A 24125-nucleotide genomic window follows, 5' to 3' on the forward strand; every position below is an offset into this window, starting at 1 on the left:
CGCCCGCTTCCGCTGCAAGGATGTGGTTTTCGGTACAGCCATTCCTGCACCTCTCGCTCTCGAACGTCGGCAGGTTAGCGCAAGGTTGGATACAGGGACAGCTAGCTCCCAGCCCCTTGCCCCCGCCCCCAAACCAAGCCAAGCCTGCCGGCGATGAAGCCGCCTCCGATTCCCGGCCGCGCCCCGCAGGATCGGGGCCGGCGCCCGCTCTCGGCCATCCGCACGATGCTGGCGAGCGAGGCGGCGGGCGGGTTGATCCTGATGGCCGCGGCGGCGCTGGCCCTCGTGGTCGCCAACGGACCGTTCGCCGAGACCTACGCGCACGGGCTCCACGCCGCGCTCGGGCCGATGAGCGTGCAGCACTGGATCAACGATGGCCTGATGGCCGGCTTCTTCCTGCTGGTGGGGCTGGAGATCAAGCGCGAGGCGCTCGACGGGCGGCTGCGCACCTGGCCGGACCGGGTGCTGCCCGGGATCGCGGCCTTGGGCGGCATGGCGGTGCCGGCCCTGGTCTACGCGGCGGCCAATCTCGGCGCCGGGACCCTGCGCGGCTGGGCGATCCCGGCGGCCACCGACATCGCTTTCGCGCTCGGCGTCCTGGCGCTGCTCGGCAAGCGGGTGCCAGTCTCGCTGAAGATCTTCCTGAGCGCCGTGGCCATCGTCGACGATCTCGGCGCCGTGGTGGTGATCGCACTGTTCTACGGCTCGGGCCTCGATGCCGGGATGCTGGGGCTGGCCGGGCTGGTCCTGGCCACCCTCTACGGCCTCAACCGGGCGGGCGTGACCTGGCTGTCGGCCTATCTGCTGCTCGGCCTCGTCCTGTGGGTACTGGTGCTGCGCTCCGGGATCCACGCCACGGTGGCGGGAGTGCTGCTGGCCTTCACGATCCCGATCCGGGTGAGTCCCGGCCGGCCGGAGGCCGCCGATTCGCCGCTCCACCGGCTCGAGCACGGTCTGGCGCCCTGGATCGCCTACCTCGTGGTTCCCGTCTTCGGCTTCGCCAATGCCGGCGTCGACCTGACCGGGCTGACGCGCGACGCCTTCCTGGAGCCCGTGACGCTCGGCATCGCCGCGGGGCTGTTCCTGGGCAAGCAGGCCGGGGTGTTTGCCAGCGTGCGGCTCGCCGTCGCGCTCGGGCTGGCGCAGCGCCCGGCCGGGGCCGGCTGGGGGCAGGTCTACGGCGTCGCGGTCCTGTGCGGCATCGGCTTCACCATGAGCCTGTTCATCGGCGGCCTCGCCTTCGCGGACCCGCAGCATGAGACCGCCGTGAAGCTCGGCGTGCTGGCCGGCTCGGCCCTGTCGGGGCTCGCGGGGGCGGCGATTCTCCTGCTGGTGCGGCGCCCCGCGGCCACCCGCTAGGCGCCGCCCCGGGCTCCGTTGCGCACGAAAATGCGCTACCCGCCTCTCCATGCGGTTCTATCTCGGTCTCGCCACCACCTTCCACGATCCGGCGCTCGCCCTCGTCGGGCCCGACGGCACGGTGCTGTTCGCCGAGGCCACGGAGCGGTTCCTCCAGTACAAGCGCGCCCCGAACTGCGAGCCCGACATCCCGGCCCGGGTGATCGCCCTGGTGCAGGAATACGTTCCGGCCGGCTCGGAGATCGTGGTCGCCTCCTCCTGGGGGGCGCAATTCACCGACTTCCTGCGCGGGCAGGCCGGAACCGGCGCCTTCGACCTGATGGCGCTCGCCGCCCACAGCACGGCGCTCAACCGCTCCTTCGTGCCCGAGCAGGCCGAGCGGGTGTTCATCGCCGACCTCCACGGCGCGCAGGAGCGCGTCGGTCACGGCACCCTGCTGGCCCTCAACCAGGGGGCGCGGGCCACCGGGACGCCGCGCGCGACGATCGCCGGGCAGCGGCGCTACCCGCACCATCTCTGCCACGCCGCCTACGGGCTGTGGGGCAGCCCGTTCGACGCGGCCACCGCCCTGGTGGTCGACGGCATGGGCGAGACCGGCGCGGCGGCGATCTACCGGTTGCAGGACGGCCGGATCACGGAGCTGCGCCGCCATCGCGGGCGCGGGTCGCTCGGCTTCCTGTACGGGCTGATCACCGATCTCGCCGGCTTCGACCAGGTGAAGGGCGAGGAATGGAAGATCATGGGGCTCGCCCCCTACGGACGCCCCGATCCGGAGCTCGCCGCCCTCCTGGCCCGGCTCTGCACCATCGAGGGCGGGCGCCTGCGCTACGCCGAGGCCGCGACGATCCAGGCGGTCGCCGCGGAGATCCGGGCGCGCCGCCCGGCGGACGCCCTGGAGACCGGCTGGGCCGACCTCGCCCGCTGCGGCCAGGATCTGTTTGCGACCTTGATGGATGTGCTGGTGGCCGAGGCGGCCACCCTCGCCCCCGCTGACAACCTTGTGATCGCCGGCGGCTGCGGGCTCAACTCTTCCTATAACGGCCGGGTGCTCGACCGCTCCGGCTTCACCCGGCTGCACGTCCCCTCGGCCCCGGCCGATGACGGCAACGCCGTGGGCGCCGCCTGGCTCGCCTACGCGGAGGACAATCCGGACTGGGCCGGGCCGCCCCCCGGGCAGCGCCCGCTGACACCCTATCTCGGCGTCCGGGTCTCCACCACCGCGATGGAGCGGCTGGCCGAGCAGGAGCCGCGCGCCAGGCGCGTCGGCCACGACGCGGCGACGCGCGCGGCCGCGGAGATCCTGGCTGCGGGTGGTCTCGTCGGCTGGGTGCAGGGCCGGGCCGAGTTCGGGCCCCGGGCGCTCGGCAATCGCTCGATCCTGGCCGATCCCCGGCCGGAGGGCGCCAAGGACGCGCTCAACGCCAAGGTGAAGTACCGCGAGGCGTTCCGGCCCTTCGCGCCCTCGATCCTGGCCGAGGCCGGGCCGGACTGGTTCGAGGCCTATGCCGACAGCCCGTACATGGAGCGCACCCTCGTCTGGCGTGAGCACGTCCGCGCCCGGGTGCCGGCGGTGGTCCACCAGGACGGCACCGGCCGGCTCCAGAGCGTTACCCCTGAGCGCAACCCGGCCTACGCGGCCCTGATCCGCGCCTTCGCGGACATCACCGGGGTGCCGATCCTACTCAACACCAGCTTCAACGTGATGGGCAAGCCGATCCTCGACAGCGCGGAGGACGCGATCCTGATGTTCTACACGACCGGCCTCGACGCCCTCGTGGTCGAGGATTGGCTGGTGGTGAAATGACGAACGCCGCGCCCCGGGGGGACGCGGCGCCGACGGGACGACCCGAACAGATTACTCGCAGACTTCGACGCGGCGGTAGGTGAACTCGCCGTCGCCGAGCCACTCCTTGCGGCGCTCGTAGTGGCAGATCGGGCCGCGGCGCTCGCGGACCACGACGGTCTCGGGCTCCTCGACCAGGACGCGGCGCGGGCGGTATTCCGGCGGCGGGGGCGGCGGCTGGTTAGCGCCGTTCACCAGAGCGCCACCGACCACGCCGCCGACCACGCCGGCCGCGAGGCCGCCGATGATCGCGCCGGTCTGGTCGCGGGCGGTGGCCGGGGCGACGGCCCCGAGCACCAGGGTCGCCGCGAGGGCTGCGGCCCCGGCGCGGATCGTCGTGAAGGAACCGTTCGTGGCCACGCGCAACTTCTCCCGTTCGTGTTGAGGATGATCCAACACCGGGACGATTAAAAATCTCCGAAGCGGCGCACGCCGATGCGCGGGTTCAGAGCAGTCCGTCGAGGGACCCGATCACGCTTGTGGGAGCGAGGTCCGCGTACTCGTCCGGCAGCCCCCGGCGGTTCACCCAGGCGGTCCGGAACCCGAACGCGTGGGCGCCCGCCACGTCCCAGCGGTTGGAGGAGCAGAACAGCACGTCCGCCTCCCCGACCGCGAGCCGGAGCAGCGCGATCCGGTAGGCGTCGGGATGGGTCTTGAACACCTGCGCGTCGTCCACCGAGAGCACGGCGTCGAGATGGTCGGCGAGCCCCGCCGAGGCCACGGCCCGGTCGACCATCGCGGCGTTGCCGTTGGTCAGCACCGCCGTGCGCAGGCCGCGCTTGCGCAGGGACGCCAGCACCTCCGGCACCTCCGGATAGGCATCGAGGTCGCGATAGGCGTCGAGCAGCCGCTCGCGCAGGGCCGGGTCCACGCCCGGATGGACCGCCAGGGCATAATCGAGGGCGCGCACGGTGAGGTCCCAGAAGGCGGCGTAGCGGCCCATCAGCGACAGGGTCCAGCTGTATTCCAGCTGCTTGTTGCGCCAGACCTCGGAGAGATGGTCGGCATCCGGCCCGACCGCGTCGGCGTAGCGCTGGACCGCGGCGTTCACGTCGAACAGCGTGCCGTAGGCGTCGAAGACAACGGCCCTCACGCCCGCGAGCAGATCCTTGGCGTCGGTCATGGCGTTCCTCATTGGCCTTCACGAGCGATCTGGGACTCGAAGGCGCGGCGGCGAGCCCGGCTCGATGGGAGGGTGTTTGTCAGGCCCGGCGCAGGCGCAGGCCGAACAGGTGCAGCAGGCCGGCTAGGAGCCCGCCATAGATCGCGGCCCCGGCGAGGCCCAGCACCACCAGGACGGCGATCTCGCGCCCGTGCGACAGGGCCGGGACCAGCGCCTCGGCGAGCCCCTGCCCGTAGACGGCCACGCCCGCCAGCGCGAGGCAGGCGAGCCCGACGCCCAGGACCGTGAGGCCGAGGGTGCGGCCCGGCGCCGTCCAGCCGCGGCGCTTGGCCAGGACGACGAGGATGAGCAGGTTCACCCACTGGCTGACCGCCGTCGCCAGCGCCAGGCCGGTGACGCCGTAGGGCCCGGTGAGCCAGAGCTTCAGCGCGACGTTGACGCCGATCGCGGTGAGCGACGCCCAGAGCGGGGTCTTGGTGTCCTGCCGGGCGTAGAAGCTCGCCACCGCGCTGCGCACCAGCACCACGGCCGGCAGCGCGAGCCCGTAGGCGGCCAGCACCGAGGCGGCCCGGGACGCGTCCTCGGCGCTGAAGGCGCCGCGCTGGAACAGGGCCGCCATGATGAGGCCCGGGATGGTCAGGAACGCCACCGTGAACGGCGCCGACAGGGCCAGGGAGAACCCCGCCGCCCGGTTCTGCGCCGCATGCGCGCCCGCCACGTCGCCGGAGGCGATCCGCCGGCTCATCTCCGGCAGGAGCACGGTGCCGGCCGCGATGGCGATCACCCCGAAGGGCAGCTGGTAGAGCCGGTCGGCGTAGTACAGGGCCGAGACCGCCCCGGTGGGCAGCCAGCTCGCGATGATCGTGTCGGCGAAGGCCGCGATCTGGAACCCGGCCGATCCGATCACCGCGGGCCCGAGCACCACGAAGAACCGCTTCAGCGCCGGATCGGCGCGCGGCACGGCGAGGTCGGGCATCACCCGGGCCCGGCGGCAGCCCCACCACAGCAGGCCGAATTGCAGCACGCCCGAGACCGCGACGCCCCAGGCGGCCGCGTAGGCGGCGTTGGGGAACAGGAAGCTCAGCGACAGGGCCGCCAGCATGGCGAGGTTGAGCAGCACCGGCGCCCCGGCCGCCACGGCGAAGTGCCGGTGGGCGTTGAGGATGCCCGACAGCAGCGTCACCAGGGTCATGAACAGCAGGTACGGGAAGGTGATCCGGGTGAGCGCCACCGCGAGCTGGAAGCGCTCGCCGTCCTCGGCGAAGCCCGGCGCCAGGGCGTGCACCACCCAGGGCATCGCCGGCAGGGCGAGGTTCAGCAGCACGAGCTGCACGATCAGCATTAGGGTGAAGACGCGATCGGCGAAGTGGTGCGCCTCGCCGGAGCTGCCCGTCTCGGCGAGCCCGGCATAGGCCGGCACGAAGGCGGTGTTGAACGCGCCCTCGCCGAAGATCGCGCGGAAATGGTTCGGCAGCCGGAACGCGACCACGAACGCGTCGGCCATGGGCCCCGCGCCCATCACGGCGGCCATCACCACGTCCCGGGCGAAGCCGGTGACGCGGGAGACCAGGGTCCAGCCGCCCACCGAGAGGATGGAGCGGATCATGGATCCGCCCGCTGTGGGATCATGGGGTCGGGAAACGAGGAAAGAATGGCGGCCTGCCCTGCTGAGCCCGGGGGGCCGCATCAAGAGCCGCTTTTGCCCGGCATCTCAAGGGCGCCGCGGACACGATCGGCCCGCAGCGCCCCTCATGACCGGATCAGGCGGTCGCTTCGCCGTACATCTTCTCGACGTGCTCCCAGTTCACCAGGTTCTCGATGAACGCCTTGAGGTAGTCGGGGCGACGGTTGCGGTAATCGATGTAGTAGGAGTGCTCCCACACGTCGACGCCCAGGATCGGCTTGGCGCCGTGGACCAGCGGGTTCTCGCCGTTGGGGGTCTTCAGGATCGCGAGCTTGCCGTCCTTCACGGCGAGCCAGGCCCAGCCGGAGCCGAACTGGCTGACGCCCGCCTGGATGAAGTCCGCCTTGAACTTCTCGGCGCCGCCGAGGTCCTCGTCGATCTTCTTAGCGATCGCGCCGGGGATGGCGCCGCCGCCATTGGGCTTCATCCACTGCCAGAAATGGATGTGGTTGTAGTGCTGGCCGGCATTGTTGAAGAGCGGCTGATTCGTGTTGTAGGCCGCCTTGACGATCTCCTCGACGCTCTTGCCCTGGAGATCCGTGCCCTCGAGCAGCTTGTTACCGGTATCGACATAGGCCTTGTGGTGCTTGTCGTGGTGAAACTCGAGGGTTTCCTTCGACATGTACGGCCCGAGCGCGTCGTAGGCGTAGGGCAGTTCCGGCAGGGTGAAGGTCATTGGCTCTGTCTCCGCTTTGAGCACGATGCGGACAAGCCGGATCCGGCTTTCCGGGATCATCGTGCGATAACAAGGGGCTGGAGCAGGCCGTGTTTCACGGGAAACAGCGGCGCGCTTCAGCCTTGGGCGGCCTCGTCCCCGGCGGGGGCGTCCGGGTCACGACCCGCTAGGTAAGTCGGTGCCCGCGCGACGGCAACGCCGTTCCGGCCAGGCTTGGTGCAAACTTCCGGGGACGGCCCGCAGCCGGGCGAGGAAGCCCCGGACGCCCGGCCCGACAACCTGCAAGAACCGGTATCCCGGGCAATCTCACCGCCGGGTTTTGCAATATGACGGCAAGGCCTTACTGTGCGCCACGCCTTAAGCGCCGGCGGTTAGCCGGCCCGTGTCTCGAGAGTAACATGATCGCTGCGCTGTTCGCGCTCGCTGCCGCCATGGCCATCGGGGGCTGCGCCGCCGTGATCCAGGGCTTCCCCTATGTGCGTCTGGAGAGCGGCCTCGCGATGGTGATCGCGGGTTCGGTCGCGGCCTCGTCGGGCGCCGTGCTGTTCGGGATCGGCGTCCTCGCCCTCGTGTTCCGCCGGCTGGAGCGGGTGATCGGCCAGCGCCCGGCGCTGGCCCCGGCCGAGGCCGGCCCCGTTACCGAGAGCGCACCGCGGCTGCCGCCGGTGCTGCCGGCCGCCCCCGCCTTCATCGTGCCGCCGATCGTCGAGCCGCCCTTCGACCCCGAGCGGCCGCGGATCGAACCCAATCTGCGCCTGCTCGACGACACCCCGTCGGCCCCGGCCGAGCCCCCCAGGGCGGCCGAGCCGCAGAGGCCGACCCCGGTCGAATCGGACTTCCCGATCCAGGCCTTTCCCGCCGCCCCGATCGTGGAGCCGGAGCCGCCCCGTCGGCCCGCTCCGGAGGCAGCCCCGGCCCCCGCGGCCGAGCGCAGCCCGGAGGACGACCTGTTCGCCGCCCCCGAAGCGCCCCCGCAGCCGGCCCCGCCCTCGGAGCCTCCCGCCCTGCGCCCGAGTCTCGACGCGGCGCCGGAGCCCGAGCCCGAACCGAAGCCCGACACCCGCACCGTGGTCGGGCGCTACGCCTCGGGCGGCAACACCTACGTGATGTTCGAGGACGGCTCGATCGAGGCGGAGACCCCGCAGGGCCGGTTCACCTTCGCGTCGCTGGACGAGCTGAAGGCGTTCGTCGACGGCGGCGGCGAATCCGGGACGCGCGGCGCCGCCTGACGGGGCGCCCCGTCAGGCCAGCGGGTTGAGGCTGTCGTTGCGCGGCGGGATCGGCGCCCGCATGGTCAGCGAGAACCCCTCGGGGTCGTAATCGGTCTCGACCTCGGCCTGGACCTGGGTGATGAGCACCCGCTGCAGCAGGCGCGAGCCGAAGCCCTGGCGGCTCGGGGGCCTGACCGGCGGGCCGCCCGATTCGCGCCAGTGGAAGCGCAGGATCCCGGCCGCGCCCCCGGCCTCCAGGGACCAGGTCACCGCGACCCGCCCGGTGCGGTTCGAGAGCGCCCCGTATTTCGCCGCGTTGGTGGTGAGTTCGTGGATCGCCATGCCGATCGGCACCGCGATCTCGGAGGGCAGGTCGATCGGCGGCCCTTCGAGGCTGATCCGCCCTTCGGCGCCGCCCTCGACCGAGACCTCCGCGTAGGGCTTCAGCTCGCTGAGCAGAAGGTTGGCCAGCGAGGCGGTCTGCCAGGTATCCTCGGTGAGCACCGCATGGGTGTGGGCGAGGGATTTGATCCGCCCGACGAAGGCCTCGTAGAAATCCTCGATGCTGGAGGCCGTGCGGGCCGTGGAGCCCACGATCGCCTGCACGGTGGCCAGCGTGTTCTTCACCCGGTGGTGCAGCTCGCGGATCAGCAGGCTCTGCCGCTCCTCGGCGATCCGCCGGTCGGTCACGTCGGCGACCACGCCGATCAGGCGGCGCGGCAGGCGGCTGGGGGCGTCCCGCTCGAACCGGCCGGCCATGTCGATGGTGCGCCAGGCCCCGTCGGATTTCCGCCGGATCCGGCCGCCGATCTGCAGGATCCCGTCCTCGCGCAGCGCCTTCGAGATCGCGTGGCGGACCGCGGCGCGGTCGTCCGGGTGGAGGATGTCGTTGAGGAACTCGTTCTTGCCGATGGTGCCGTCCTCGGGGGCGTGCCCGAAGATCTCGTACATGTGCTCGTTTTCCCAGATCGCCTGGTCCTCGAGCATATGCCACTCGAAGATGCCGAGCTTGGCGATGGTGGTCGCCACCCGCAGGCGCTGATCCCGCGACAGGATCTCGTCCCGCGCCTCGACCCGGGTGGTGATGTCCTGGACGACGCCGACCATGCTGGCGGGCTCGCCGTCGCGGCCGGGCACGGCCTGGCCCCGCACCCGCAGGATCACGGTGCGCCCGGCGACGGTCACCGGCGTATCGAAATGGTAGGACTGGCCGGCCCGGCACGCCTCGGTGACGGTCGCGGCCAGGCGGGCGAGCTCGGGATCGGACAGGCCGCTCTTGAGCTCGTCCCACGGCACGGAGCGCCCGGGCTGGCGCCCCAGGATCCGGGCGGCCCGGCGCGACAGGGTCAGGAGGCCGGTCGCCCGGTCCCAGCGCCACTCGCCGAGGCCGGCGGTCTCCAGCGCCTCGCGGTTGGCTTCGGAATGGGCGGCCGCATCCGCATCCACGGCCTCGACCACCAGGGTCCGGCCGGAGCGCCGCACGCGCACGTCCAGCACGGTTCCGTCCGCCCCGCGCCAGGCCTGAATGCCGTCGCCGAGCCCCTCGGGCCGGTCGGCCAGGAGATCCGCGGTCGGGCGTCCGGCCAGCAGGCCCGGCGCCCAACCGAGCAGGTCGTGCAGGACCCGGTTGGCGGCCACGATCGCCGCCTCGTCCGCCGACAGCACGACGAGGCCGATCGCGGCATCGTCGAAGCCCGCGCGATACGGGTCGTCCGCCGCCGGGTCTTGACCCACGCTCTCGTCCACTCGGAAAAACCCTCGAACGCGCCGCGGCGCGCTCCCGCACGAGATGCCCCCCTGCCGCGGTCCGGACCGCGAAGGCAACTCAGGATGGCGCCCGAGCGTGACCGTTGCAAGGCGTCCCGCTCCGATGCGGCGACCCGTCCGTGCGAAACCGAACGGGATGCGGGCGCGCTCGGACCGCGCAGGTGCCGCGGCGCCGGCCGCTCAGCGCGGACGGCGCACGAATTCCAGATATGTCGGGCGCCGGCCCGCTGCCAGCGCCTTCGCCTCGTAGCGGGTTCCGGGCCAGCCCGGGAAAGGCTGGGTCCAGTCGCCGGCCTGCCGCGCCGTCCAGGTCAGGACCGGGCAGCGGGCGGCCCGGACCAGGGTCCAGCCGGCATAATCGTCAATGTCGCTGGCGAAGCGGAACAGTCCGCCATCCTTGAGGACCCGGCCGATCTCGGCGAGCGAGGCATCCGAGACGAAGCGGCGCTTGCGCTGCCGGCGCTTCGGCCAGGGATCAGGATAGAGCAGGTAGACCCGGTCCAGGCAGGCATCCGGCAGGCGCGCCAGCAGGGCGGTCACGTCCTCGTCGCGGATGCGGACGTTGCGCAGGCCCCGGGCCTCGATCGCGGCCAGCAGCTTGACCACGCCGTTGACGAACGGCTCGGCCCCGATGATCCCGATCCCGGGATGGGCCTCGGCCTGGGCGGCGAGGTGCTCGCCGCCGCCGAACCCGATCTCCAGCCAGACCGTCTCCGGCGCGCCGCCGAGCGCCGGGAACAGCGTGTTCGGGTCGAGCGGCCGGTCGTCCGGCGGGAGATCGACGCGCAGCGCCGGGAGCAATTCGGTGAGGCGCCGCTCCTGCAGGCCGCGCAGGCGCTTGCCCTTGCGCCGCCCGAAGAAGGCGCGCTCCGGCTCCTCGGCCTCGCGACCGGGTCGTCCGTTCAGGTCAGACATCGGCTACCAACGCGTCGTCCGCGCACGGGCAAGGACGGGTTTCCAGAGGGCTCGCGGCCCCGAGGCAGGGCTCTGCCCCGCTCCCGCAAAAGGTCCAAGACCTTTTGAAACCGGGACTCAAAAAAACGCCAGCGCGCCGTCCCGAATCGGGGACGACGCGCTGGCGGATCGTTCGGCGCTGGAGCGCGGGCCGCCTTACGACAGGGCCGACTTCAGCTTCTGGGCGAGGTCGGTCCGCTCCCAGGAGAAGCCGCCATCGGCCTCCGGTGCGCGGCCGAAATGGCCGTAGGCGGCGGTGCGCGCGTAGATCGGCTTGTTCAGGCCGAGCGCCGTGCGGATGCCGCGGGGCGACAGGTCCATGGCGTCCATCAGGACGGCCTCGAGCTTGGCCTCGTCGACCTGCCCGGTGCCGTGCAGGTCCACGTAGATCGACAGCGGCTTCGAGACGCCGATCGCGTAGGCGAGCTGGATCGTGGCGCGATGGGCCAGGCCGGCCGCGACGACATTCTTGGCGAGGTAGCGGGCAGCATAGGCCGCCGAGCGGTCGACCTTCGTCGGATCCTTGCCCGAGAAGGCGCCGCCGCCATGGGGGGCCGCGCCGCCGTAGGTGTCGACGATGATCTTGCGGCCGGTCAGGCCGCAATCGCCGTCGGGGCCGCCGATCACGAACTTGCCGGTCGGGTTGACGTGCCAGACGGTGCCCTCGTTGATCCAGCCCTGCGGCAGGGCCGCCCGAATGTAGGGCTCGACGATGGCGCGCACGTCGGCCGAGTCCAGGGACTCGTCGAGGTGCTGGGTGGAGAGCACGATCTGGGTCGCCTCGACCGGGCGGCCGTTCTCGTAGCGGACCGTGACCTGGCTCTTGGCGTCGGGGCCGAGCTTGCCGGCATCGCCCTCACCCTTCTTGCGGGCATCGGCGAGGTCCTTGAGGATCTTGTGCGCGTAGAACAGCGGCGCCGGCATCAGCTCCGGGGTCTCGTCGGCGGCGTAGCCGAACATGATGCCCTGGTCGCCCGCACCCTCGTCCTTGTTGCCGGCCGCATCCACGCCCTGCGCGATGTCGGCGGACTGGGCGTGCAGGTAGATCGCGACCTCGTTGTTCTTCCAGTGGAAGCCGTCCTGCTCGTAGCCGATCTCCTTCACGGCCTGGCGGGTCAGCTCCTCGAGATCCTTGAAGGTCACGGAATCCGGACCGCGCACCTCGCCCGCGATCACGACGCGGTTCGTGGTGGTGAGGGTCTCGACCCCGAGCCGCGCCTCCGGCATCGCCGCGATATAGGCATCCACCACCGTATCCGAGATCCGGTCGCTGACCTTGTCGGGATGGCCTTCGGACACCGACTCGCTGGTGAACAGGTAGTTGGAACGCGGCATGTGGACGGATCCCGAGCACGGGTACGCCGTCGCGATCGCGGCGTTCGACCCTCTATGGGGTCGGGGTTCTCGCACCGGGCCGGATGACGGTCAACCCGGATCGCCGAACGGATCCGCTATAACGTACGAAACGGGTGAAAAAACGCCCGTCCTCGGCACAACTCAGCATTCAGCCGTTGAGCTTGTGGTCCAGGGCCCGGATCGCGGCGGCGACGTCCCGGCGGGCTTCCTCGGAGAAATGCTCGGTGATGTGGCGGCCCACGACCTCAGCCAGGCCTTGAAGCCCGTCCTCCGCCGACAGGGGCGTCTGATCCGGCTCGGAGAAGCCCGGCGCGGTGAAGTCGTCGTTCCGCGGCATGCCCTTGAAGAAGTAATCCATCGGCACCCCGGTCATCCGGGAGAAGATGTCGAGATGGACGGCACTGATCCGGTTGGTGCCCTTCTCGTACTTCTGCAGCTGCGCCGCCGACATCCCGAAGCTCTGCGCGACGCGACGCTGCGTCAGCGATGCCTTGCGGCGCTGCTCGGCGATGCGTTGACCGACATACACGTCACGCTGATCGGTTTTCTGACCCGCCATGTAGAACTTGCCCACTCCTGCCGCGATTTTCGGGCGGCGAAGCTTAACCGCACAGCGAGGCCGTGTCACCGGCGGGTGACCATCGCGGTAAATGTTTTGCCGCGGCGCCGATTCCCGTCGACGGACTGAGTTCTGGTGTCCCCGGCAGGGCTCGAACCTGCGACCCCAGGTTTCATACCACTTCGGCTTTCGCCGCCGCCGCCCCTGCGGGCCGCGTTCGTGGCCTGGACTATCCCTTCACCATGGGCCCGGCTTGCGCCCGGCCGTTAGGTGCCGCCCGTCTAGTCTCTACACCTTCCCGCTGGCGCCGAGGCGTCGGGCGGGCTTGGCTCGGGATCGGCAGGACGCCGGCATGCCGGCGCCGGGAGCTTTCCCCGACTTTGAGCGGATCCGCCGCGCAGTTTCCCGACGCGACGCCCAATTGTGACCGTTTAGGAAACCTGTGCTCTGTCCAGCTGAGCTACGGAGACGACCGGAATCCCCATAGCATCAACCCCCGGACAGGCCAACCGCGCGGTGCGCGCGCGCGCGATCCGGGGCATGATCGGCCGGGGGGTTCGATGATCCGGACAGGCGACGGGCCGGCGGGCGGGCGACGGGGCCGGGCGGCCCGCGCGATGGCGGTGCCGATCCTCGCGGCCGCGGGCTTTGCCGCGCCGTGTCTCGCCGCGCCGGCGGAGTGTCGGCCGGGACCGGCGCGGACCGAGATCCTCGACGGGATCGGGCCGCGCGGCGAGATCCGTCTCGCCTCGGGCGGCCGCGCCGTGCTCGAGTCCCTGCACTGGCCGGACACTCCGGAGATCGCCGAGGCCGCCCGCGCCTGGCTCGATACGCGGCGCGGCGACAGCCTGGTCGTGGTCCCGCGCGGGCAGCCCGACCGCTGGGGCCGGGAGCGGGCCGACATCCAGGTGGCCGACACCGACATCGACCTCGCGGGCGGCCTGATCGCGGCCGGGCTGGCCTTCGCGGATGCCGGTGAGCGCGATTCGCTCTGCCGCCCGGCCCTGCGCGCCGTGGAGGCGTCCGCCCGCGACAGGCGACTCGGCCTGTGGCGCGATCCGGTCCTCCAGGCCGCCGATGGGCCGGCGCTCCGGGCGCGGGAGGGGCGCTTCGCCGTCGTGGAGGGCCGCATCCGCCATGTCGGCGAGCGCAGCGCCCGAACCTATCTCGACTTCGTGGCCCGCGGCGAGGACGGGCTCACGGTCACGGTATCGAAACGCACTTGGCGAATGATGCTCGCCCGTGGTTTGAGTGCGCCTTCGCTCGAAGGCCGGCGCGTGCGGGTCCGCGGCATCCTGGAAGTCTGGCGCGGCCCGACCCTGGAGGCCAACGCCGACGCGGTCGAGATCCTGGGTGAGCCGGATCGGCGCGAGGCCGAGCCGGCGGAGGAACAAGGGCTGCGGCGCTGATCGCGATGGGCGGGATCACGGAGCGAATGCGAGTGGTGGGGCGGCGCTTGCGCGGCCTGGCATCGGCCTGTTCCGGGGCGGCGCTTCTGGCTGTGGGCCTGGGCGCCTGCGTGGCCGACCAGGCGACCGGTCCGGTGACGCCGGCCGTGGTCCAGGTGCCGGCCGAGGCGCCGCGCACCACCGGCCGCGAGCGCGCCGCCGATGCCGACCACCTCAAGCTCGTGGCCTCGTTCGGGGGCGAGGCCCGCGTGCCCAACGTGATGCGGATGCTCACGGAGGTCACCGACCGGCTGGTGAAGGCCAGCGAGCGCCCGGACCAGGCCTACGCGGTGACGCTGCTCGATTCGCCCGTGGTCAACGCCTTCGCGCTGCCCAACGGGCGGCTCTACGTCACCCGCGGGCTGGTGGCGCTGGCGAGCGACACCTCCGAGGTCGCGGCCGTGCTCGCCCACGAGATGGCGCACGTCACCCTCAACCATGCCACCGCCCGGAGCGAATTGGAGCTGCGCTCGGCTCTGGTCAGCCGGGTCGTGGCCGACGTGCTGAACGATCCCGATACGGGCGCGCAGCTGCAGCATCAGTCGCGCTTCGCGCTGGCCCGGTTCTCCCGGGAGCAGGAGCTGGAGGCGGACGCCACCGGGGTCCGGACCCTCGCCAAGGCCGGCTACGACCCGTTCGCCGCCGGCCGCTTCCTCACCGCCCTCAACCGCTCGACCAACCTCAAGGCCGGCAGCGGCACCGCGGGCGAGCCCGACATGCTGGCGACCCATCCGGGCACCGCCGAGCGCGTCACCCAGGTCACCCGGGCGGCGCGCCGGATCGGGGCGCCGGGCATCGGGGCCGATGACCGGGCGCATTACCTCGCGGCGGTGGACGGGCTCCCGTATGGCGACAACCCGCGCGACGGCGCGGTGCGCGGCCACCGCTTCGTCCATCCCGGGCTCGGCATCGCCTTCGACGTGCCGGACGGGTTCGTCCTGGAGAACACCCGCTCGGCGGTGCTCGGCACCACCCCGGACGGCAACCGGCGCCTGCTGTTCGACCAGATCGAGGCCAAGGAGGGCCAGCCCCTCGACGTCGCGCTCAGGGGCAGCTGGAACGACGCCCTCGACCCGGCCGGGTTCGAGACCCGCGAGGTCGGCGGCCACCCGGCGGCCTTCGCGCTGTCGCGCGGCAAGGACTGGACCTTCCGGCTCGGGGCGATCCGGATCGGCGACACGGCCTTCCGGATGATCATGGCGGCCAAGGGCGCCACCGACCCCGACCCGGCTTTCCGCCCCTGGGTCGCGAGCCTGCGGGCGATTACCCCCGAGGAGGCGGTGCTGCGGCCCCTGCGGCTGCAGGTGGTGCAGGCCGGATCGACCAGCGCCGAGGAGCTGGCCCGCCGCATGGCGGTGCCGGACCGGGCGCTCGACCGGTTTCTGGTCCTCAACGGGCTGGAGCGCGGCGCCGCGCTGGTGCCGGGCCGCAGCTACAAGATCGTGGTGGAATAGCCGCCCCGCTCTGCCGCGTCTTGCGCGCGCCCGCGCCCCGGACGACCGTCCGGCAGCGCTCGACCGTCGTCCCGGGTCAGGTCTCCGAGGTGCCGCGCGAAGCGCTTGATGGACATCACCTTTTTCCGCGAGCCGGTCGCCCCGCGCGGGGCGATGCGTCAGGGAGAGCGCCGTGATTCGATTCTTCTACAATCTCAGCCCCAACCCGATGAAGGTCGCCCTCTGCCTGGAGGAGATGGGCCTGCCCTACGAGCCGGTTCCGGTGGATCCGCGCAAGGGCGAGCAATTCGACCCGGCCTACACGGCCCTCAACCCGAACGCGAAGGTGCCGACCATCGTGGACGGCGACGTGACGGTGTTCGATTCGAACGCGATCCTGCTCTACCTCGCCGGCAAGACCGGCCGGTTCCTGCCGGAGGGCGAGCCGGTGCGGGGCGAGATGCTGTCCTGGCTGATGTTCGTGGCCACCGGCATCGGGCCTTTCTCCGGCCAATGCGTCCATTTCCGCCACTTCGCCCCCAACGGCGGCGCCTACGCCACCGAGCGCTACGCCTTCGAGGCCCGCCGCCACTGGGACATCCTGAACACGCGTCTCGCGGACCGCGCCTACGTGCTGGGCGAGACCTACACGATCGTCGATATGGCCGTGTGGGGCTGGGCCCGGATGGTGCCGTTCGTGCTGGGCGAGGACGCCTTCGCGACCCTGCCCCACGTCAAGCGCCACCTCGACGCGATCAACGCCCGCCCGGCCGCGCAGGCCGCCGAGGCGCTGAAGGGCCGCCACACCTTCAAGTCGGAGATGGACGACGAGGCGCGCACCTTCATGTTCCGCACACCTCAGAGCGCCGCGTAACGCGGCCCGGTTCAGGGCCCGGTGAGCGTCACGGAGAGCATCGGCAGGGTGACGGCGAACCCGTCGCCCGACGCCGGCGGCGTACCGAGCGTGAGGCAGGCGCCCAAACCGAGACAGAAAGCGAGACCGAGCAGCGAGGTCTCGAAGCCGCGATAGACCGATTCCATGGGAGGTCTCCTTCGCAAGAGACCCGCAGGATGCGCCCGACCGGTAAACGGATCGGTGCGCTGGCGCTCATCAACTGTGTGATAAAGACTGCCGGGATCTAATCCTCTCCGAAAGCCGCGATTACGGTCTCGATCGGCAGGAACAGGGTCCGGCTGTCGTCGGGATAGGCGACGAATTCCGCGTAGTGCAGATAGAAGCGCTTGGCCGCCTCGTCCTTGGCGTGGACCATCACGGCGCCGATGCCGATGCTGCGCGAAGCCAGCGCGATCCGCCGGAGGGCGTCGGCGAGCAGGTCGGCGCCGAGCCCCCGGCCGGCATCATCGCGGCTGACGGCCAGGCGTCCGATCACCGACACGGGAATCACGTCGGGGGCATTGCGGCGGAGCCGGCCTGGCGCCGCCGCGCGGTCTACCGAGCCTGCCGCGATCCCGACATAGGCGACGACCCGCTTGCCCCGGCAGACGACATAGGTGCGCGAGAAGCGGCTCTCGTTCCGCAGAGCGCGATGGCGCAACCAATCGTTCAGCGCCGGCTCTCCGCAATCGAAGGCGGAAACGTCGTGCTCCGCCGTCAGGGGCTCGGGCGCCGACAGGGCCGGCTCCAAAACCGCGCGCTTCTCCGTCACCGCCGCCAGGCCGGAACGCGCCGCATCAGCGCTGCGAGCTTGGGCCCCGGCGGAGGCGGCTCGTCGAGGGCCTTCAGGAAGACGTCGTGGCCCTCTGGATCGAGGGTGAACAGCCGCCGGTCCAGCAGGACATCGACCGCCTGCCGGCGGGCGCTCTCGACCATGAACTCGGTGCGGGTCTTGCCCAGGATCGCCGCCGCATCGTCGATGAGCTGGCGCGTCCCAGCCTCGATCCGCAGGTTGATGCTGCCCCTCGACTCGCCCGAGCCCGACGTCATGGATGGCGCAGCAGAGGGTTGGGCAGCGGAGGCGCGCGCTTTCGGCATGGGCAAAAGGTGCGAGCGCGTACCTACGTTGTCAATACGGGTCTTGCGGCAAAGCCGGCAGCTGCGTGTTGCGCCCAGGATCGATCAGGCGGCTGTCGTCGGCAGTCAGACAAAAGGCCCACCGCACGGTCGGTGCGGCAGGCCTCTCGGTGGGACTCAGAAATCTTAAAAAGACAGCCGATGTTTCACGGGAAACATCGGCCGCGCGTCACAGCAGCTTGTCGATCGTGATCGGCAGGTCGCGGACGCGCTTGCCGGTGGCGTGGAACACCGCGTTGGTGATCGCCGCCGCGGTGCCGACGATGCCGATCTCGCCGAGGCCCTTCACGCCCAGCGGATTGGCCTTGTCCTCCTCGTCCACGAAGATCACGTCGATGTCGTAGATGTCGGCATGGACCGGCACGTGATACTCGCCGAGATTGTGGTTCATGAACCGGCCGAAGCGGTGGTCGAGCATCGACTCCTCTTCCAGCGCCGAGCCGATCCCCATCACGACGCCGCCGAGGATCTGGCTGCGGGCGGTCTTCGGGTTGAGGATCTTGCCGGCCGCAATCGCCGAGACCACCCGGGTGAGCCGGACCTGGCCCAGTTCCTCGTCGACCTTCACCTCCACGAAGATCGCCCCGTGGGTGTAGGCCTGGTAGGTCTCGTTGAAGTCCTTGTCGGGACCGGCCTGCTCCACCGCCTCGACCTTGTCGACGCCGGCGGCCCGCATCACCTCGACCAGCGAGACGCTGCGGCTGGGATCGCCCGCCACCGAGATGCGTCCGTCCGCGAAGACCGCGCGGTCGACATCGACATTGGCGAGCGGCGAGTTCTCCAGGGCGCGGGCCAGCTTGAACACCTGCTCGCCGACATTGCGGCAGGCCTTCATCACGGCGGTGCCGGATGACGCCGCGGTCCAGGACCCACCTGCGACCGGCGCCTCGGGCAGGCGCGTGTCGCCGAGCTTGGTCGTGACCGATTCCATGGGCAGGCCCAAAGTGTCGGCGGCGATCTGGGTCAGGATCGTGTAGGTGCCGGTGCCGATATCGCCGGTGGAGTTGCCGACCATCAGCCGGCCATCCGCGGTCAGCGTCGCGATGGCGCTCGACTGCATCATCATCGATTCCCAGACGCCCGTAGCGACGCCCCAGCCGACGAGTTCCCGGCCCTCGCGCATCGAGCGCGGCTCGGGGCTGCGCTTGGACCAGCCGAAGCGCTCGGCGCCCTGGGTGAAGCAGGCCTTCAGCTCCTTGGAGCCGAACGGCTTGCCCTCGGCGGTGGCGTCCGATTCCGCGTAGTTCTTCAGCCGCAGCGCAATCGGGTCCATCCCGGTCGCGTAGGCGAGCTCGTCCATCGCGGTCTCGATGGCGAAGACGCCGGTGACGGCCCCGGGGGCGCGCATGTCGCCAGGGGTGGCGGTGTCGAGCTTGGCGATCCGGTAGGTCAGGGCGACGTTATCGCAGCGGTAGAGCACCCCCGACCAGTTGACGATGACCTCCTGGTAATCCTCGAACTGGGAGGTGCCCTGCACGGCATCGTGCCGGAGCGCCGTCAGGGTGCCGTCCGCCTCGGCCCCGAGGGAGACCGTCTGCAGCGCCTCGCCCCGATAGGTGAAGGACCACATCTGGTCGCGGGTCAGGGTCACCCGGACCGAGCGCTTCAGCTCCTGCGCGGCCAGCATCGCCAGGAAGGCCTGGTATTGCGGGCGCAGGCCCGAGCCGAAGCCGCCGCCGAGATAGGGGTTGAGCACCCGCACTTGGTCGGGCTTCAGCCCGAACACGTTGGCGAGATACTGGTGGCTGTTCGAGACGCCCTGGATCTTGTCGTAGACCGTGTAGGTCCCGTCCTCCTCGACCACCACCGTGGTGGCGTGCGGCTCCATCGGGTTGTGGTGCTCGTTGGCCAGCGTGTAGGCGCCCTGCACGCGGATCGGCGCGCTGCCAAAGGCCTGGTCGGCGTCGCCCCACGGCGCCGGCGGCGGCTTGATGCCCTCGCGCTTGTAGGGCGGATCGTAGGCGTCGCCGCGCACGGCGTGGAGGTCGGTCTCGGGCTCCTGGGCCTCGTACCGGACCTGGATCAGCGAGGCGGCGTAGCGCGCGGTCTCGAAATCCTCGGCCACCACCAGGGCGACCGGCTGGCCGCTGAACACGATCAGGTCGTCATAGAGGGCGCGGAACGGCGAGCCGGGGGGTGCCACCGCGTCCTGGAAGTTCTTGTCGCGCCAGGCGGTGCGGGGGCGGTTCTCGTGGGTGATCACCTTGAGGACGCCCGGCACCGCCTCGGCGGCGGCGGAGTCGATCCCCGCGATCCGGCCCTTGGCGATGGCGCTCGACACGACAGTGCCGTAGGCGAGATCCGGGGCAGCGAACTCGCCGGCGTATTTGGCCAAGCCGGTGACCTTGGCGGGTCCGTCGATGCGGCTGCGCGGGCTGCCGACGAAGGTGTCGTGGCCGGTGGAGCTGAAGGTCTGGGTCATCGGGATGCCTACTGGATGCGCTTGTAGCTGAGCGACTGGGGCGTGCCGGCAGCGGCCTGTTCGAGGCCGCGCACGATGGCCCGCCGGGCGAGATCGATCTTGAAGCCGTTGGCCGATTGCGGCTTGGCCTCGGAGACGATGAGGTCGGCCGCCTGCTGGAAGCTCTCGCGGGTGGCGGGCTTGCCCTCCAGCAGCGCCTCGGCCTCACGGTTGCGCCAGGGCTTGTGGGCGACGCCGCCGAGCGCCAGCCGGGCAGTCTTGATCGTGTCGCCGTCGAGCTCGACGCCCGCCGCTACCGAGACCAGCGCGAAGGCGTAAGACAGCCGGTCGCGCAGCTTCAGATAGGTGTAGTGCTGCGGGAACTTGCTCTCCGGCAGGTCCACCGACACGATGATCTCGCCGGGGGCGAGGTTGGTGTCGATCTCAGGGCTATCGCCCGGCAGGCGGTGGAAATCCGCGAAGGGAATCGTCCGCTCGCCCTGGGGCCCACTCACCCGGACCGTCGCCTCGAGCGCCGCCAGGGCGATGCACATGTCGGACGGGTGGGTGGCGATGCAGGATTCGCTCGCCCCGAAGATCGCGTGGATGCGGTTGACGCCGCCGATCGCCGAGCAGCCGGTGCCGGGCTCGCGCTTGTTGCAGGGCGTGGCCGTGTCGTAAAAATAGTAGCAGCGGGTCCGCTGCAGCAGGTTGCCGCCCGTGGAGGCGGCGTTGCGCAGCTGCGCCGAGGCGCCGGCCAGGATGGCGTTGCGCAGCAGCGGGTATTGCGCGGCGACCCGGTCGTCGTAGGCGACCTTGGCGTTGGTCGCGAGCGCCCCGAGCCGCAGGCCGCCCTCATGCGCCTCGATGCCGTCGAGGGGCAGGCGGGTGATGTCGATCAGCCGGCCGGGCTTCTCGACATCGTACTTCATCAGGTCGATCAGGTTGGTGCCGCCCGCGATGAAGCGCGCACCCGCCCCGTAGGCCTGGACCGCCTCCGCCACCGTGCCGGCGCGGACATAATCGAAGCGGTTCATCGGGCGGCTCCCTGCATCACGTCCTCGATCGCATCGACGATGTTGGTGTAGGCACCGCAGCGGCAGAGGTTGCCGCTCATCGCCTCGCGGATCTCCTCGCGGCTATGGGCGTGGCCCTCGTTCATCAGGCCGACCGAGGAGCAGAGCTGGCCCGGCGTGCAGTAGCCGCACTGGAAGGCGTCGTGCTCGATGAACGCCTCCTGGATCGGATGGAGCGCGTTGCTGCCACCCCGGTCGCCGAGGCCGGCAAGACCCTCGACCGTGGTGATCTCGGTCCCGTCCTTCATGACCGCCAGCGTCAGGCAGGCATTCACCCGGGTGCCGTTCACCAGCACTGTGCAGGCGCCGCACTGGCCGTGGTCGCAGCCCTTCTTGGTGCCGGTGAGGTCGAGCTTTTCGCGCAGGAGATCGAGCAGCGTGGTCCAGGGCGTGACCTTGAGCGCCCGGCGCTGCCCGTTGATCGTCAGGGTGATGTCGAGCGCGGTGTCGGCCCGCACCGGCGGACTGTTTTCGAGGAGCATGCTGTCGTCCACGATCTGGGCCGGCCGCGGGGCCGGACGGGGAACGGAAGATCGGTCTGGGGCGGCGACGAGCCGGCGCCCACGGGGCCAGTCGATCGACAACCATTCCAAACTACGCCTGTTCCGCGGACGATCGGTCTCAGGGCCGGACATCCGGCCGTTGCCGGGCCCGCCCCGCCTCGGCTAACCCTGTCGTCGCGAAAAAATCCCTGCCGCATCCCGGAGCTCCCGATGGCCGCGCTCGACGCGATCCTCAACGACATCGACACGGACCTGGAGAACGCCCTGGAGCGGCTGTTCGCCTTCCTGCGGATCCCGTCGATCTCGACCGAGCCGGCCCATGCCGGCGATTGCCGGGCCGCCGCCGCCTGGCTCGCCCAGGACCTCACGGCGCTCGGCTTCGAGACTTCCGTGGAGGACACCTCGCTGCACCCGGTGGTGCTCGCGACCAAGCCGAAGCCCGGCGCGCCGCACGTCCTGTTCTACGGCCATTACGACGTGCAGCCGGTCGACCCGCTCGACCTGTGGACGACGCCGCCCTTCGAGCCGCGCATCGCGTCGGATGCGGAGGGTCGCAAGACCATCGTCGGGCGCGGGTCTTCCGACGACAAGGGTCAGGTCATGACCTTCGTGGAGGCGTGCCGGGCCCATATCGCCATGAGCGGCGAGCTGCCCTGCGGCGTCACGATCCTGATCGAGGGCGCCGAGGAGAGCGGCTCGCAGGGCCTGCCCGAATGGGTCGCGGCCAACCGCGACCGCCTCGGCTGCGACGTGGTGCTCGTGTGCGACACCGGCATGTGGGACCGGACCACGCCGGCGATCACCTCGTCGCTGCGCGGGCTCGCGTATTTCGAGGTGAAGGTCACCTGTGCCGACCGCGACCTGCATTCGGGCTTCTTCGGCGGCGCCGCCCGCAACCCGATCCACGTTCTGTCGAAGATCATCGCCGATCTGCACGATGAGGACGGGCGGGTGACGATCGCGGGCTTCTACGACGGCGTGCACGAGCGCCCGCCCGAGGTGCTGAAGCAGTGGCGCGGCCTGGGGCTGACGCCCGAGACCCTGCTCGGGCCGATCGGCCTGAAGGAGCCGGCCGGCGAGCGCGGGCGGATGCCGATCGAGCTGGTGCAGTCGCGTCCGTCCTGCGACGCCAACGGCATCATCGGCGGCTATACCGGCGAGGGCACCAAGACGGTGATCGCTTCGACCGCCTCGGCCAAGATCTCGTTCCGCCTCGTGGACGACCAGGACCCGAAGGTTCTGGCCGAACGGTTCGAGGCCTTCGTGCGCGAACGGGTGCCGTCGGACTGCACGGTCGATGTCATCACCTACAAGGGCTCGCGGGCGATCAGCCTGCCCTTCGACATGCCGCAGCTCGGGGCCGCCAAGGCGGCGCTCGCCGAGGAATGGGGTGTGCCGGCCGTCACCGTGGGCGCCGGCGGCTCGATCCCGATCGTGGGCGACTTCAAGCGGCTCCTGAACCGCGACACGCTGCTGATCGGCTTCGGCCTGGACGACGACCGGATCCACTCACCCAACGAGAAGTACGACCTGACGAGCTTCCACAAGGGCACGCGCTCCTGGGCGCGGATCCTCGCGGCGCTCGGTCAGGGCTGATCGTCAGGGCGGGACGCCCGCATCTTCGCGTCGATCCAGGCCCACAGGGCCCGGATCTCCTCGGCGGCGGGGCTCGCGGGCGCGTATTCCGTGACGCCGAGCCCGGTCGCCAGGGCGTCCTGATGGTCGACCCGGTGGATGATGCCGGGCTCGGCCAGCACCCCCAGCGCCCGCAACTGCGCGGCATAGGCGCTGGTGCGCGGCGAGGGCGGCAGCGGGCACTGGTTCAGCACCAGGGCGAACCGGCCGCGCAGGCCGAGATTCATCAGGGCCTGGAGGGTCGGGCGCGCCGCCACGATGTCGAGGCGCGAGGGCCGCACCGGCATCAGCACAAAATCCGCCCCCTTCAGGGCCGGCGCCAGCCCGGCGGAGCTGCCGGCGGTGTCGAGCACCGCGAGGGTCGTGCCCTGCTGGCCGAGGAGGTCCAGGATCTCGGGAAGCTGGCCGATCTCCCAGGGCTGGATCCGGTCGACCGCCACGGCGTTGCGCTCGCGCAGCGCCCCCCAACCGGCCAGGGAACCCTGCGGGTCGAGGTCGAGCGCGGTCACGCGCTCGCCGGCCTGCGCCGCCGCGACGGCGAGCGAGGCGGCCAGCGTGGTCTTGCCGGTGCCGCCCTTCTGCACCGCCACCGCGAGGATCCGCGGCTGGGTGCTCCGGCGCAGGGCGCGCTCCGATACCTGTTCGGATCCTTGGGGATCCATGCCTCTCCTGCCTGTCGATCTCGGGCCCGGTCCCCGCGATCGTCGCAGCGCCGGAAGATGGTTGTCCGTACCCGTGTTGCGTGTGCGATCACCGCAACGGCGACCGTAGCCCAGCTACCATGACGATGTTATCATGAACACCGGAGGCTTGAACCCAGCTTATCCGGACACGATCCGAACATCTGAAGACGAGCCGGCCTCGTCCCGACCTCATTTGATCTCCGGCCGCACGCTGATCTGCGCGATGACCGGCCGCCCTGCATTCGGATACGCGGCGTCTGATCCGCATCATTATTGATACTGATCGGGCCATAGCGTAGCCACAATCGGAGTGTCAAGGAATTTATCAATACATAAATACAGGATTATTCTAGATCATCACTCCATATTCGCATCCAAAAAT

General features: G+C 70.8%; 22 protein-coding genes. 7 read left to right on the top strand and 15 right to left on the bottom strand.

The window, feature by feature from the left end; genetic code table 11:
* Nucleotides 1–153 precede the first annotated feature (153 nt).
* Together nhaA and WYO_RS24480 are read left to right on the top strand one after the other, a co-directional pair.
* Nucleotides 154–1359, top strand: a complete 1206-nt coding sequence (nhaA, locus tag WYO_RS24475; protein WP_007567640.1) for a Na+/H+ antiporter NhaA — start codon at nucleotides 154–156, stop codon at nucleotides 1357–1359.
* 49 nt (nucleotides 1360–1408) lie between these two features.
* Entirely contained in the window at nucleotides 1409–3163 is a 1755-nt protein-coding gene (locus WYO_RS24480; protein ID WP_007567642.1) for a carbamoyltransferase C-terminal domain-containing protein, read from the top strand.
* A 51-nt stretch (nucleotides 3164–3214) separates the two neighbouring features.
* Here WYO_RS24480 and WYO_RS24485 read toward each other — a convergent pair whose 3' ends face one another.
* The 4 genes from WYO_RS24485 to WYO_RS24500 all read right to left on the bottom strand — a co-directional run bounded on the left by WYO_RS24485 (nucleotide 3215) and on the right by WYO_RS24500 (nucleotide 6685).
* Complete coding sequence (locus WYO_RS24485) at nucleotides 3215–3562, bottom strand: hypothetical protein (RefSeq protein WP_007567643.1); 348 nt, start codon at nucleotides 3560–3562, stop codon at nucleotides 3215–3217.
* 85 nt (nucleotides 3563–3647) lie between these two features.
* Nucleotides 3648–4325 carry a haloacid dehalogenase type II gene (locus WYO_RS24490; protein WP_007567644.1) on the bottom strand — a complete coding sequence of 226 codons (678 nt, stop codon included), beginning with the start codon at nucleotides 4323–4325 and terminating at the stop codon, nucleotides 3648–3650.
* 79 nt (nucleotides 4326–4404) lie between these two features.
* Nucleotides 4405–5931: a murein biosynthesis integral membrane protein MurJ gene (murJ, locus tag WYO_RS24495; RefSeq protein ID WP_007567645.1), complete on the bottom strand. Its 1527-nt coding sequence runs from the start codon at nucleotides 5929–5931 to the stop codon at nucleotides 4405–4407.
* A 154-nt stretch (nucleotides 5932–6085) separates the two neighbouring features.
* The gene (locus WYO_RS24500) at nucleotides 6086–6685 is read right to left on the bottom strand and encodes a superoxide dismutase (RefSeq protein WP_007567646.1); all 600 of its coding nucleotides are present in this window, start codon (nucleotides 6683–6685) and stop codon (nucleotides 6086–6088) included.
* 398 nt (nucleotides 6686–7083) lie between these two features.
* Here WYO_RS24500 and WYO_RS24505 point away from each other — a divergent pair, with 398 nt between their 5' ends.
* Entirely contained in the window at nucleotides 7084–7914 is an 831-nt protein-coding gene (locus WYO_RS24505) for a hypothetical protein (RefSeq protein ID WP_007567647.1), read from the top strand.
* A gap of 12 nt (nucleotides 7915–7926) precedes the next feature.
* Here WYO_RS24505 and WYO_RS24510 read toward each other — a convergent pair whose 3' ends face one another.
* The 4 genes from WYO_RS24510 to WYO_RS24525 all read right to left on the bottom strand — a co-directional run bounded on the left by WYO_RS24510 (nucleotide 7927) and on the right by WYO_RS24525 (nucleotide 12532).
* Complete coding sequence (locus WYO_RS24510; protein WP_039904070.1) at nucleotides 7927–9630, bottom strand: HWE histidine kinase domain-containing protein; 1704 nt, start codon at nucleotides 9628–9630, stop codon at nucleotides 7927–7929.
* Nucleotides 9631–9843: 213 nt separating this feature from the next.
* Complete coding sequence (locus WYO_RS24515) at nucleotides 9844–10578, bottom strand: tRNA (guanine(46)-N(7))-methyltransferase TrmB (protein WP_007567649.1); 735 nt, start codon at nucleotides 10576–10578, stop codon at nucleotides 9844–9846.
* A 195-nt stretch (nucleotides 10579–10773) separates the two neighbouring features.
* Nucleotides 10774–11952, bottom strand: a complete 1179-nt coding sequence (metK, locus tag WYO_RS24520; protein ID WP_007567650.1) for a methionine adenosyltransferase — start codon at nucleotides 11950–11952, stop codon at nucleotides 10774–10776.
* A 169-nt stretch (nucleotides 11953–12121) separates the two neighbouring features.
* The gene (locus WYO_RS24525; RefSeq protein WP_007567652.1) at nucleotides 12122–12532 is read right to left on the bottom strand and encodes a helix-turn-helix transcriptional regulator; all 411 of its coding nucleotides are present in this window, start codon (nucleotides 12530–12532) and stop codon (nucleotides 12122–12124) included.
* 560 nt (nucleotides 12533–13092) lie between these two features.
* Here WYO_RS24525 and WYO_RS24530 point away from each other — a divergent pair.
* From WYO_RS24530 to WYO_RS24540, 3 genes are all read left to right on the top strand, one after another.
* On the top strand, nucleotides 13093–13941 hold the full coding sequence (locus tag WYO_RS24530) for a thermonuclease family protein (protein WP_007567654.1): 849 nt from the start codon (nucleotides 13093–13095) through the stop codon (nucleotides 13939–13941).
* Between the two features lie 26 nt (nucleotides 13942–13967).
* Entirely contained in the window at nucleotides 13968–15434 is a 1467-nt protein-coding gene (locus WYO_RS24535) for a M48 family metalloprotease (RefSeq protein ID WP_244424297.1), read from the top strand.
* Between the two features lie 172 nt (nucleotides 15435–15606).
* Nucleotides 15607–16287, top strand: coding sequence for a glutathione S-transferase family protein (locus WYO_RS24540; RefSeq protein ID WP_007567659.1), 681 nt, complete (start codon nucleotides 15607–15609; stop codon nucleotides 16285–16287).
* A gap of 11 nt (nucleotides 16288–16298) precedes the next feature.
* Here WYO_RS24540 and WYO_RS31775 read toward each other — a convergent pair whose 3' ends face one another.
* From WYO_RS31775 to WYO_RS24565, 6 genes are all read right to left on the bottom strand, one after another.
* Nucleotides 16299–16454: a hypothetical protein gene (locus tag WYO_RS31775; RefSeq protein WP_007567661.1), complete on the bottom strand. Its 156-nt coding sequence runs from the start codon at nucleotides 16452–16454 to the stop codon at nucleotides 16299–16301.
* A 98-nt stretch (nucleotides 16455–16552) separates the two neighbouring features.
* Nucleotides 16553–17080, bottom strand: coding sequence for a GNAT family N-acetyltransferase (locus WYO_RS24545; protein ID WP_007567662.1), 528 nt, complete (start codon nucleotides 17078–17080; stop codon nucleotides 16553–16555).
* The gene (locus tag WYO_RS24550) at nucleotides 17077–17358 is read right to left on the bottom strand and encodes a DUF1778 domain-containing protein (protein WP_007567664.1); all 282 of its coding nucleotides are present in this window, start codon (nucleotides 17356–17358) and stop codon (nucleotides 17077–17079) included. Before WYO_RS24550 ends, WYO_RS24545 begins: the two co-directional genes overlap by 4 nt.
* Before the next feature lie 256 nt (nucleotides 17359–17614).
* Nucleotides 17615–19867, bottom strand: coding sequence for a xanthine dehydrogenase family protein molybdopterin-binding subunit (locus WYO_RS24555; protein ID WP_007567667.1), 2253 nt, complete (start codon nucleotides 19865–19867; stop codon nucleotides 17615–17617).
* Nucleotides 19868–19875: 8 nt separating this feature from the next.
* A complete protein-coding gene (locus WYO_RS24560) occupies nucleotides 19876–20883 on the bottom strand; it encodes a xanthine dehydrogenase family protein subunit M (RefSeq protein ID WP_007567669.1) in 1008 nt (335 codons plus the stop codon).
* A complete protein-coding gene (locus tag WYO_RS24565) occupies nucleotides 20880–21404 on the bottom strand; it encodes a (2Fe-2S)-binding protein (RefSeq protein ID WP_007567671.1) in 525 nt (174 codons plus the stop codon). Before WYO_RS24565 ends, WYO_RS24560 begins: the two co-directional genes overlap by 4 nt.
* A gap of 231 nt (nucleotides 21405–21635) precedes the next feature.
* On the opposite strand from WYO_RS24565, the gene WYO_RS24570 reads away from it, so the two are divergent.
* Nucleotides 21636–23021: a M20/M25/M40 family metallo-hydrolase gene (locus WYO_RS24570; protein ID WP_007567672.1), complete on the top strand. Its 1386-nt coding sequence runs from the start codon at nucleotides 21636–21638 to the stop codon at nucleotides 23019–23021.
* On the opposite strand, the gene WYO_RS24575 is transcribed toward WYO_RS24570, so the two are convergent.
* Nucleotides 23012–23722 carry a ParA family protein gene (locus WYO_RS24575; RefSeq protein WP_007567675.1) on the bottom strand — a complete coding sequence of 237 codons (711 nt, stop codon included), beginning with the start codon at nucleotides 23720–23722 and terminating at the stop codon, nucleotides 23012–23014. The genes WYO_RS24570 and WYO_RS24575 overlap by 10 nt on opposite strands.
* Nucleotides 23723–24125 lie beyond the last annotated feature (403 nt).

Origin of the sequence: Methylobacterium sp. GXF4 (assembly GCF_000272495.1) — a bacterium.
In the GTDB taxonomy this organism is placed as follows: domain Bacteria; phylum Pseudomonadota; class Alphaproteobacteria; order Rhizobiales; family Beijerinckiaceae; genus Methylobacterium; species Methylobacterium brachiatum.